This is a genomic window from Bacillus sp. JJ1127 (genome assembly GCF_036965845.1).
Lineage (GTDB): Bacteria > Bacillota > Bacilli > Bacillales > Bacillaceae_G > Bacillus_A.
The window spans coordinates 1-11,556 of record NZ_JBALQK010000261.1; the positions used below are offsets into that span (position 1 = coordinate 1).

12 protein-coding genes are annotated in these 11,556 nt (G+C 30.8%); 6 read left to right on the top strand and 6 right to left on the bottom strand.

The features are described 5' to 3' along the window. Positions 1-91 precede the first annotated feature (91 nt). Complete coding sequence (locus V7183_RS21625) at positions 92-262, bottom strand: hypothetical protein (protein WP_335360784.1); 171 nt, start codon at positions 260-262, stop codon at positions 92-94. After that, complete coding sequence (locus tag V7183_RS21630; protein ID WP_335360785.1) at positions 262-1,356, bottom strand: Rap family tetratricopeptide repeat protein; 1,095 nt, start codon at positions 1,354-1,356, stop codon at positions 262-264. Before V7183_RS21630 ends, V7183_RS21625 begins: the two co-directional genes overlap by 1 nt. Before the next feature lie 810 nt (positions 1,357-2,166). On the opposite strand from V7183_RS21630, the gene V7183_RS21635 reads away from it, so the two are divergent. From V7183_RS21635 to V7183_RS21645, 3 genes are all read left to right on the top strand, one after another. Beyond that, positions 2,167-2,556: a hypothetical protein gene (locus V7183_RS21635; RefSeq protein WP_335360786.1), complete on the top strand. Its 390-nt coding sequence runs from the start codon at positions 2,167-2,169 to the stop codon at positions 2,554-2,556. A 37-nt stretch (positions 2,557-2,593) separates the two neighbouring features. Then, positions 2,594-3,070, top strand: a complete 477-nt coding sequence (locus V7183_RS21640; RefSeq protein WP_335360787.1) for a metal-dependent hydrolase — start codon at positions 2,594-2,596, stop codon at positions 3,068-3,070. 572 nt (positions 3,071-3,642) lie between these two features. After that, positions 3,643-6,084, top strand: a complete 2,442-nt coding sequence (locus V7183_RS21645; RefSeq protein ID WP_335360788.1) for a SpaA isopeptide-forming pilin-related protein — start codon at positions 3,643-3,645, stop codon at positions 6,082-6,084. A 418-nt stretch (positions 6,085-6,502) separates the two neighbouring features. Here V7183_RS21645 and V7183_RS21650 read toward each other — a convergent pair whose 3' ends face one another. The 3 genes from V7183_RS21650 to V7183_RS21655 form a co-directional block, all read right to left on the bottom strand. After that, a complete protein-coding gene (locus tag V7183_RS21650) occupies positions 6,503-7,042 on the bottom strand; it encodes a DUF5677 domain-containing protein (protein ID WP_335360789.1) in 540 nt (179 codons plus the stop codon). A 56-nt stretch (positions 7,043-7,098) separates the two neighbouring features. Further along, positions 7,099-7,281 carry a DUF5677 domain-containing protein gene (locus V7183_RS26035; RefSeq protein ID WP_438825188.1) on the bottom strand — a complete coding sequence of 61 codons (183 nt, stop codon included), beginning with the start codon at positions 7,279-7,281 and terminating at the stop codon, positions 7,099-7,101. 107 nt (positions 7,282-7,388) lie between these two features. Next, positions 7,389-8,822, bottom strand: coding sequence for an IS4 family transposase (locus V7183_RS21655; RefSeq protein ID WP_335360790.1), 1,434 nt, complete (start codon positions 8,820-8,822; stop codon positions 7,389-7,391). A 220-nt stretch (positions 8,823-9,042) separates the two neighbouring features. Between V7183_RS21655 and V7183_RS21660 the strand changes: the two genes are divergently transcribed. Both V7183_RS21660 and V7183_RS21665 read left to right on the top strand, forming a co-directional pair. Beyond that, positions 9,043-9,240, top strand: a complete 198-nt coding sequence (locus V7183_RS21660) for a helix-turn-helix transcriptional regulator (RefSeq protein ID WP_335360791.1) — start codon at positions 9,043-9,045, stop codon at positions 9,238-9,240. Positions 9,241-9,276: 36 nt separating this feature from the next. Continuing rightward, positions 9,277-9,609, top strand: a complete 333-nt coding sequence (locus V7183_RS21665) for a hypothetical protein (protein WP_335360792.1) — start codon at positions 9,277-9,279, stop codon at positions 9,607-9,609. Between the two features lie 48 nt (positions 9,610-9,657). On the opposite strand, the gene V7183_RS21670 is transcribed toward V7183_RS21665, so the two are convergent. After that, a complete protein-coding gene (locus tag V7183_RS21670; RefSeq protein ID WP_335360793.1) occupies positions 9,658-9,912 on the bottom strand; it encodes a hypothetical protein in 255 nt (84 codons plus the stop codon). 249 nt (positions 9,913-10,161) lie between these two features. On the opposite strand from V7183_RS21670, the gene V7183_RS21675 reads away from it, so the two are divergent. Beyond that, positions 10,162-11,046 carry a hypothetical protein gene (locus V7183_RS21675; RefSeq protein WP_335360794.1) on the top strand — a complete coding sequence of 295 codons (885 nt, stop codon included), beginning with the start codon at positions 10,162-10,164 and terminating at the stop codon, positions 11,044-11,046. Positions 11,047-11,556 lie beyond the last annotated feature (510 nt).

The window sequence follows — 11,556 nt, forward strand, 5'->3', positions numbered from 1 at the left end:
CAATAATTTTAATCAAACTTTATTCCAAACCAAGAAAAAGAGCCATACATGATTTGGCTCTTTTTCTTATACTGATGTTTAATTATAAAAATTAAAATGTTTCCCCATGTTCTCTTAAAACATAATGAGTGGAACTGTCTTGTACTTTTGGAGCGAATGTTTCCCCATGCTCCCTAGCATTTTGTGTTGTGTTTTTTGAGGTAAAACTAAAAACAAGTACTAGCCCTAGAGTGATACCTAAAATTTGAATGGCTTTTTTCATTATTTTAATGCCTCCTTATAACGTAGTTTTTCTTCGGCTTCGTGAGACTTAAAGAAATATAGGCTTGCTTTGTCTGGTTGGTTAGATGAGTAAAACTTTAAAGCCAAATGTTTAGAATAGTCATGAACGAATCCTAATAAACCTTCTTGCTCAAAGTACTTAACTCCTTCTGAAATTATATTTTCGAACTTTTCATTAGATTCTTTTGAGTTTAGTACGTTTAAAATAGAGAAGTGATGTTTATATTCTGTGTTATTAATATGTTCGCATACATCCAATCCAGTTTTAATAAATTTAGACGCTTCTTCTGTATTACCAAGTTTGTAGTTTTCTCTTGCGAGTAAGAAGATGGCTTTATAGCTTTTTTCTGGAGTTTCAATAGCTGTAGACAAGTTTCTAATTGCTGCTTCTGAGAGGTTTTGCTCCGCATAAAGGAATCCTAGATTATGCCTAATTTTAAGTCCTAAAATTGTATTGTGTTTTTTTGTTACGATATCCAGTGCTTTAATAAAATACTCTTCAGCATATTCATATTGTTTTAGTGAAGTAGACGTAAGCCCAAGAATATTACTACAAGCTGCTACATTAATTTCATATCCTGCTTCAGGTTCGAAATATTTCATAGCACGGTTAGCGTATTTCACTGCTACTAATGGTTGCCTTACTTGATAATAGAAAGCCGCTGCTTTGTAATAGAATTCTGCTTTCTCAATCTCATCAGGAATGTGTGCAATTAGACGCTTTGCTTCCTCGAAGTATTCACCGGCATTTTTATATTTTCCTATTTCTGTAGCATGGATGGCTTTAAAGAAGTAGTAATAATAATTTAAAAGTTCTTCACTTGGTTTATTAAAATTCTCAATTTTTTTGAGGGATGTTTCAGAACGCTCATAATCTTTATTTAGCGTGTTGTATCTAAACTCTAATAGTGAGTAATATAAAAGAACATTTTGATTTTCTTCTATTTTATCAATTTTATTCTTGATTTCTACGAATAAATCTTTTGATTTTTCGGAACTTTGACCACGTATGGATTCGTGCCATTCATTTAAAAGACTTGTAATTTCACTTAATGTTACTGTTACAGCTCCCATAGAACAACCTCCTACAATAATTTAGTATATTTTTCTACAATTGTATCAAGTTTGTTAATATTTGGATATTGAGAAAAATATTTCTCAATATCTTCTATTGAATTTGTAATCAAAAACATTGCTATTTACTAAATTTCCAAACTGAAATGTTGGAATTTAAAGTTGAGTTGAGAGTAGTAATTAAGGAATCATATATTAATGAGAATTAAATGTTGATACTAATAAAGATTTGAGTCTATTGACTGACGCTTAGGTCTACTTTTATTCACAAAAAAACTTGATAAAGTGTGTAGAATACTTAGCAATATAGAACTATCCTTATATATTTAAAGTATAAGGATAGCCAAAGTCGATATTTTGGTAGAGTAGAGAATCCTTGTCAAACTATTATTGTTTAAGGGAGGGAACAGTGAAATAGAGAATCCATTATGATTTGCTATTCTAATGATGATAAGTGTAAAACGTTTGAATTTCGAAATTTTTAGTGAGATTATGGAAGAACTATAAAACAGCAACAGATAAGGGATATTAAGCTAAAAAAAGGAGTAATAATTTAGTCTATCTTTGACAGATTGTTATTTTTATATGTGCTTAGCATGGTAGTTTTACTATTCTTTGATGTTTTGGAGATTACAGTATTTTATAGCTTTCCAGCCATGATAATTAATATAGTTTGCACATGCTACCTCTATATTCACTACATAAAAAAAGTGATAAAGATGTTTATTCTAATAGTTAAAGGTAGTTGAAAAGAATTTACGATAATAATTGATTATCAATTAAGGGAACAACGGGTGTGGAGGGAAAAATGTGAAATGGGGAATAGAAGCAATAAGAAATACTGAACTAGATAGGATTGACTCATATAGAAATATATCTTTTGGAGAGGGATATGAAAGTACTGGTTGGACATACATATCTTTATCTTACCTTCAAAATTTTTTAGAGACATCAGGTTTGAGCAGAGATGTAATAATAGAACTGCTTCCAATCAATTTCAAAGGTATTATTTGGAGTTCTCTAGAGGATGAAGATTTTGAATTTATTTGTGCTCTAACGGATCCAAAAAGATGTTTGGAAATCTTAGATATATATAATCTAATTGATGCAGCAGCAGCTTATACACCGAATATGGAATTTAAATTGAGATGGTTAAAAGAGCGTTGGGAGAAAGGTTATTATATTTTTGCCAACTGTTAAGAATTTACTGAATAAAAACATAGAAAGGAGGGGGAGTTTGAGGGGACCGACTCATATAGCGGCGGGAGTAGCGTTTGCTTTAGTTGCACAAAAATATGTGGGAATAGAAGATGATATCTTTATATTAACTGCTTCATCAATATTGGGAGCAATAATCCCTGATATTTGTCACCCAGGATCTACTTTAGGAAGAAAAATACCTTTATTTTCTTGGATTATAAATAAAACTTTTGGTCATCGTACTATTACTCATAGTCTAACTTTTTTATTTGGTATTGCTGCTTTATTATGGTATTTTTTACCCCAGTATCCTGCTATATATATAGGGATGTTTATAGGAATATTTAGTCATCTTGTATTAGATGCACTTACTCCTAGCGGTATTCAACTGCTGTATCCTCTAAAAGTAAAGGTAAGATTTCCAGTCTATACAAGAACAGGAAGTATGATTGAACACATATTTTTCTTTTTACTTATCATAATTGATTTAGCTTTAATTGGAGGTTTTTTTTAGATAAACTTGGAAGAATTACATGGAGAGAAGTAATTAATAAGGCACTTGAACAGAATCGCCAAAGTTCAAGTACGTTTTAATATAAAACTGCATGTTAAGATTGCAATTACGAAGAAGATATTTAAATTGCTACTTGTTATAGTCATATGTAGGGTTTAACTTAACTTCCTCCTTTTTATTTAATTACTCCAAATTTATCTCCCATCTTTGCCTTATTATATGTTCTTGTACCAACATACACATCTTTAATTTCGTTATCTAATAGTACTATAAGATGTTTTTTTAAAATATAAACTTTTTATCGATTTTTTTACTAATCATGATAGCTGTCTTATTCTAGCAGATTACCAATCAATCTTCTATCTTTGTTTGGTCTGTTTGGAGATTGATAGTTTATTAATGAAAATCAGTAAAATATAATAATTATTACAATAACTGGAAAAAATAAAAAAATCGGGAAATCGATTTAATATTTGTAATTTCATGTCTTATAATAATAATTGGGTTTGTTGTGATTATTTTTAATATTTAAATAATCACTCAAGTCAATTTTATCTAGGGAGGTTTCAAGATTGGGAAGAAGAGTTGTTGTAAGAGTTTTTGCATTACTATCAGTACTTGCATTATTCCTTAATGTGTTTCTACCGGGGGCTAGTGCAGAGGTGATGACGCACGAAAAGTATTCAATGAACTGGAGTTATAGTAACAGTTTAGGAAAGTATATCCGAACTGAATTTATCAAAAATTCAAGTGGTCAAATTGCTTATTGCTTAACTCTGGGGTTAAAATCACCAAATGGTGAAGATCTACCTGAAATGGGGAAAACAGATAATGTAGTATATAGAGTTTTATTAAATGGTTTTCCACAAAAGAGTGTAGAACAGTTAGGGGTTGCTAATAAGAATGAAGCACATTATGCAACTCAACTTGCCGTTTGGAATGCTTTAGGTCAGCTTAATGTTAATGAATTAAAGCATGAGAATAAAAATGTTGAAAAAGCAGCTAAAGCTATTATCGATGCTGCTAACAGAAGTGAAGATACTCAAGATATCTATATGAATGTTATTCCTGCTGAAAAACAAAAGGCGGAGTTAAAAGGTGAGTTTTTTGAAACAAACCTATACACAGTACAAACAAATGCTAAGAGTGGTTCTTATAAGGTATTAGCAAAAAATGCACCTAATGGAGTTAGAATTGTTAGTGAAAATGGCGAAGTGAAAGATCACCTTTCAGTTGGAGAGAAATTCCGTATCCAAATTCCTAAAAATACAAAAACAGGTGAATTTAATTTAAGTGTTGCTGCTAATTTGACTAAAGTGCAAGCAATTGCTTATCGCGGTACTGATACTGTTCAGAATGCTACAGTATTACTAGAAAGAAATGAGGAGAAGCTTGGTAGTGACCTTGCAGTAAATTGGGAAGCTGCTGGTTCTGTAAAAGTTAAAAAGGTTGGAGAAAATGGGGAAGTATTAGCTGGTGCAGTATTTGAAGTCTTTAATTCAAATAATGAATCAGTTGGAAAAATCACTACTGGTGCTGATGGTACTGCAGAATTAAATAATCTACCAATTGGTACTTACACAGTAAAAGAAATTAAAGCACCAACAGGTTATGTTTCAGACGAAAAAACACAAACTATTGAGGTTAAGACAGGAGAAACAGGAACTATTCAAGTAGTAAACAACAAAGTAAAAGGTAACATTGAAATTAAAAAACTTAGTGATTCAGGAAAGGTTTTACCTAATGTTGAATTCTCAGTTTTTACCGAAGATGGAAAAGAAGTGAAAAAAGTAGTAACAAAAGAAAATGGAATTGCAAAGGTTGATGGTCTTACGTATGGTAAATACTATTTTTTAGAGACAAAAACACCTAATGGATATGTTGGAAATAAAACAAAGTATCCTTTTGAAATTAAAGAGCACAATAAAACACTCACTTTTACAGTGGAAAATACTGAAGTGAAAGGTAGTGTAAAATTACTAAAAGTAGATAATGAAGACATCAGTAAAAAATTAGAAGGTGCAGTTTTCGAGCTAAAAGATGCAAGTGGGAAAGTAATTGGTGAATATAAGACAGATAAAAATGGTGAAGTTAACGTCAAAGATTTAGCGTATGGTAAATATTCATTTGTAGAAAAGGCTTCTCCAAATGGATACGTTCTTGTTACAGAACCGATTGTGTTCGAAATAAAGGAACATGGAAAAATTATTGAGTTATTAGCAGTTAATCATCTTATCAAAGGAAATCTAGAAATTACAAAAGTGGATGTAGCTGATGGAAACAACAAGCTTCCAAATGCAGAGTTTACTATTTATAATGAAGCAGGAAAAGAAGTAGTAAAAGGAAAAACAGACGATAAAGGTATCGCGAAGTTTGAAAAGTTACCATTTGGAAAATACACATATAAAGAAACCGTCGCACCAAATGGATATGTAGTAAGTGAAGAAACATTCCCATTTGAAATTACAAAAGATGGCGACATAATTAAACACATTGTAGAGAACAAGAAAATTACAGGAACATTTGAAATTACAAAGGTAGACGTGGCTGATGGTAATAATAAATTACCAGATGCAGAGTTTACTATTTATAACGAAGCAGGGAAAGAAGTAGTAAAAGGAAAAACAGATAAAAATGGTATTGCGAAATTTGAAAAGTTACCATATGGAAAATACACGTATAAGGAGACTATTGCTCCAAATGGATATCTTATCAATGAAGAAACATTCTCATTCGAAATCAAAAAGGATGGAGATATCATTAGGCACACTGTAAAAGATCAAAAGAAACCAGTTACATCTGGTACGACTCAAAAACCAGAAGATAAAACACCAACAAAAGAAAAACCAAAAGAACAAGTAAAAGAACAACAACTGCCTAAGAAAGAAGTTGAATCAAAAATTGGTTGGTTACCGCAAACAGGTACTAACTTAACAAGTTGGATCTCAATTGCAGCGGGAGCATTGTTATTGTTAGTTGGTGGAGTAATATTCTTAAAACGTAAAAATGCATAGAAATTAAAAGATAAGCACATCTGTTTTTATAACAAGATGTGTTTATCTTTTTCACATTATTTTTGATCTAGCATGAAATTTGTTGCAGGATCAACTAAATTCATTCCTTGTTTTGCAAATATATTTCCAGCAGAACTAACTTCTTCACTAATATCTGGTATACCACATATTAGAAATTTTTTACTTTTTACTAAAAGGCAAGTTGTAGCTTTGAAATTAAGTCGTACCGTTTATAAAAAAATGAACTGTTTTGAAGAAAGTTTAACTGTTTTAATGATGTAAAAACAAATTAAATACAGTGATATCGGCTTTTATGTGAAATTCCAATTAAACTTTTTATAAAAGTAAGTTACTAAAAATAATGGATGATTCTTATTTTGATCAAACTTTATTTTAAAACTACAACTAACAGTGTTAATTAGCCTTTTACAGGAGTATGCTGCTCACCAAATACATTAGTATTCCCTAGATTGTCTATAAAATCACTTATTATATCCTTATCCCAAATTGAATAAGAATTGGCTAAATTCGGTAAAAAGGTTTTGAATATTCTTTGGAAAGTGGATCGTATAATGTGCATGACCCATTTAATTTCATCTTGTAACCCCTTTAAATCTCGTATTCCAGGTAATATTATCCCTAAACCTGGTACTGGTATAATATTAGCAAATGACCTGCTTGCATGTTGATGCCTAGACAAAGTGGAATAAAGTAGGTGATACATTGTTTCAAGTTCTACTTCTTTTGCTAATCCTCTTAAATTGTTTGGTCCATTATAGAGAGAGTACCAGTTTGGAGCCGGTTTATTTTCTTTCTCTTTTTGCTGCTTTTTAATTTCATATACCTCGTTTACTTCTCGAACCCAATCCTTTTGTAGAAATGTGTTTAGGTGTTTAATATATTCCTCATAGTTGTAGGAAGGAGCTTCTTTTGGATTTACATCTAATTCGCTTACCATAGCTTTTAAAAGTTTGTTCCCTTTCCAATGATTTTTGTTTAGAGTTTCAAGGGAATTTATCTCACTTTTTGCATGACCAACCTGATAAGCAATAACACCTTTTTTTCAGATACCTTAAGTAAATATTGGAGTGTGGTAGATGCTTCAAATAATGTTCGTAATAGGGTGCGTACTCCAGACGTGTTTCCTTTTCTTGTAACAATCGATATGGAGTCTAACGTATCTCTGAAATGTATCAATGCGGCTAATAGGCCTCACCATACATGCCCATCAAGCTAAGGGTGGGTATCCCATGAACTTCCGTTCCTATTGCCTACATGCTTAATATTTTGTTTATTTTTAAAGGTTATGCAGTTTTCTGCTTTAGATTGGATACAGTGCACTGATAAACAACGCCTAAAATATCAAAGACTGTCTTTTTCTCATATCGATGGGATTTCGGTCCGTTTTTCTGTAAGAGGTCAAACAGACGAAGGAAAATTTTTGATACTTCTTGGGTGTCTTGTTGTATAGCTTCATATACTAAGTACAGATGATCTTGAATCATATGAATTGCTTTATATTCACTTAATTCTTTTTGTTTTTTCTGTAGTAACAGCTGTCGCATTTTGAACATAGTGGAAGAACAAAGAAAAATAGCGATTAACTGTCCATAAAGATGACATTCTAGACGATCTCGCTTAATATTGTGACAATGATTGATACCAAAAAGAGATTTCCATGTTTTAAATACAATCTCTATTTGCCAACGTAGAGAGTAAATCTCGTGAACATGTTCCATCGGAACAATTTCCCATGGGATGTTGGTAATATAAACATTGATTTCTGTTAAACGTTTACTTTTTTCAGAGTATGTAACCCCTTTTTTCTTTTCAACATAAGTTTGCTGTTTCCGACGTTTATGAACTTGAGTTGATGTGAGTCTGTATATTATAACTCGTGAGGGTAATTTTTGTTGTCCAACATAGGCATTTCGAATTTCATAAGTATCTCCTGGTTTTATCTGATGCATGATATGTTCAAGGTCAAGTAAAGCATATAAAGATTGCTTTTTTACTGTCCCATCCCGAAAGAATTCTGGAGATTCATTTTTCACATATACTCTATTATTTAATTTCAACCGTGAAATATAGAATACCCCTCGTTGGTCCATCTGGTCTAAATTTTTTAGAGAAAAGTATCCTAAATCTCGAATACATAAATCTCCTGGTCGTAAGGTATCCAAACATTCTGTACCAAAGGTTTTATCATTATTTTTACCTGGTTCCATTTGAAAATTGAGGAATTTCCCACTATGTAAATCATACTCTAGTTGAATCTTAATACCAGCTGTTTGTGCACATCCTCCTGAACCAGGATAAATAGGAGCTAAATGGTTGGGTACTTGAAAAATAGTAGCATCTAAAATACGTATACGTTGAAAATAAGAAATGTATTGGTTCGAGATTTGAGAAGAAGCGTTTAGTTTACTTTTGATTAAAAGGGAAAATACATGCTGTAGAAATAAAACAGCACATCGGTTAAAACGTTGATTAAGTCCTTCTGGACTCATGAGTGTAGCTGTATTTGCATACAGTTGACTACATAATCGAGTCAGAGAATCGCTTGCTACGTGTTGACTAATCCAAATACATAAAGCAGCCAAATCTCGTGCGCCATACTTACTTTTACGTTTTACGAAACCCGTCTCTTGCGCGAGCTGTTGAAGGATGTTTGGAGATAGATATCGCTGTAGTTCTTCAGCGAATAAATGAAACTCATCTTGAATCGATAGAGTCATACAAAACGCCATCCTTTCTGTATATTTCTACAAAAAGAATAGCGTTTTTTTGATTATATGGATACAAATTCACTTTAATTTAACAATTGGTAAGAACTATAATTTTATTATATTAAGATTCACTTCTGAACTTCCAAAATAAGGTGTAAATATATCTTTACATTAGTCTTTTTTTTATATATCATATTAGTAAAGATATCTTTACATTGCAGGTGGAAAAATGGGGGTAAAAAATCGAATTAAGCAATTACGCACACAACATAATATTACACAAATTCAGATGGCTAAAGATTTACAGGTAACTAGGCAAACCATTGTAGCGATTGAAAATAATCACTATAATCCAAGTTTAGAACTAGCATTAAAACTAGCTCGTTATTTTAATACAAGAATTGAAGATATTTTTACGTTAGATTAACATAAGGAGTTTAATAATAAGGAGGCAGAGAACCTTATGAAGTTTAGAAAACAAGATGAAATGGAACAATACCAAGTAGCTAAAGCTGGTAAGAATGCCTTCATGTTTTACACAGTTGCATTACTAATTTGGTCATTATTTGACAATTTTAGAAATGCTCATTTAGGTAATGCATTCTTAATTTTGTGTCTAGGTAATACTGTGTATTTTACTACCCTCGTTGTTCAAAAAAGAAAAGTAGATAAATTTGAGGAGGAAACAACTAAGGGAAATGAATTTAGTCAATTTATTAAGAGAAACAAACATATAATATTAGGTGCACTATTTGTTATTATTTTGGTTATTATTGGTTTGTTAACAAAAAATTAAAACTCTAAAAACAAAAAAGGTTGGCAATTCGCCAATCTTTTTTGTTTACTACCAATCAATTTTAAAAATAAAAATTATGGTTTGGGGGTACTTCAAAATCTTAGCTTGATGGGCATGTATGGTGACCCCTAATATAGGTAGGTTTTTTTTAGTTAATTTTCCATATTCTTCAATTAATAACTGAATATCCACGCAGTAATCAACACATAAATCAAGCTTATCACCGAATTGATTTAATACTACTTGCACAGCAGGAGAGAAACGTCGATCAGTTAACCGTTGTAGCTTTTTATTTCTGCTCATTTTAATTCTCCTTACATATTTTTTATTCAAAACATTTGCTAGTAACCATTAACTGTAATTACCAGTTATAATAATAATTAGTAAATTTATATAATATTATAGCTTTTAAAATAACATATGTCGTATTTGAAAAAGGAGAAAAAGATGTCAGATTTATGATTTTAAAGCGGAATTTGTGGAGGTGTCGAAAAAAATATATTTAATTAAAGTGTTACATATAAAAATGAAAGTATAATGAGGGGATTTAAATTGATTGATGCAAGAAAACTAATTTCCAAGCGGCTAGCAATTAGTATTTATGATGTTAAACATGAATTGAACAAAAAAGAGGCAAAGCATTTTGAAAAATATGATGATGGTTTTTTTAGGATAGATAATACAAATTTTATCGTAGATATTGATAATGATTACTTTGAATATTCTGAATTAGAAAGTGTATATGGTACAAAAGCTTCAAGGACAAATGAAAAAAGCTTTGCTGATGTACTAAAACTCTTTTATAGTTTTTATAAATATACCCAACATTATAATATGATGGACAAAAAAGATTCCGAATTAAAAGAGATAGAGAATCTAATAATATATTTAGATTTAATTACTGAAAAAAAAGGATTTCTTTACTTATGGCATGTAATGGAGTTAGTAAATGGATCCGTATTAACATTAAATAAACCATCATTTAATTATCTGTTAAGTTTCTTTGCGATCTTAGAAAGTATACTTTTTGAAGATAAACGGGGGACTATTGAGAAAGAATGTAAAATTAAATTACCGTTTTTTATGGATAAGCCTATGCTATTATTTAATACATATAAAAAAGATAAATATGTATTTATTAATAACCTTAGAATTTTAAGAAATAAAGTAATTCATGGTGACATGAATAAGGCTCAAAAAACCTTGAATGAATTAATTCCAGACGAAGAATGCACGATTGAAGATGCTGAAAGTTCTATATTTGTACAAAAATTAACTAGATTAAATTTGTATTTAAGTTATGTTTTAGGATACATTATTTTTTACTGGCTAGAATTTTTTGATGAGATGAATACAATAAAAAACAAAGCGGATATTACAGAAAATGATATAAAGAAAATGTTACAAAGCAATACCAGTGGATTGGGAAAAGTTTAACTGTTTAATGTAGATGTTTTCTGCAAAACAAAAGTGCAGACAATTGCAAAGAAAAGTGCAGAGCAATATTGGTTTGACATGGAGCCTCTACAAGCATGACTCACACGCCAAGAACGCCACAATGATAAGCATTTGGCGCCGCTTAGGAGGCTATCATACTTGCCTCTCCATGTAAAACCGTGTATGTACTTTTTTGTTGCAATACTATGTATTTTTATTTTGCACTCAACAATGTAGAGTCATTTAAACTAATAGTTTCTTTTTTATTAAGTAATTGAATTTATGCCCCTCAGTCATTTTATACGTGATCAATCCTTTTCAAGAGCATTTTATTGAATTTACAGGAGATTACTATATATATTGAAATTGGGTATAATGATAAGGTTGTAGCTTTGAAATTAAGTCGTACCGTTTATAAAAAAGAGGAACTGTTTTTAAAAAAGTTGCGATGTTTTGAAGAAAGTTTAACTGTTTTAATGGAGTGAAAACAATGGTATGTCAACACGAAAC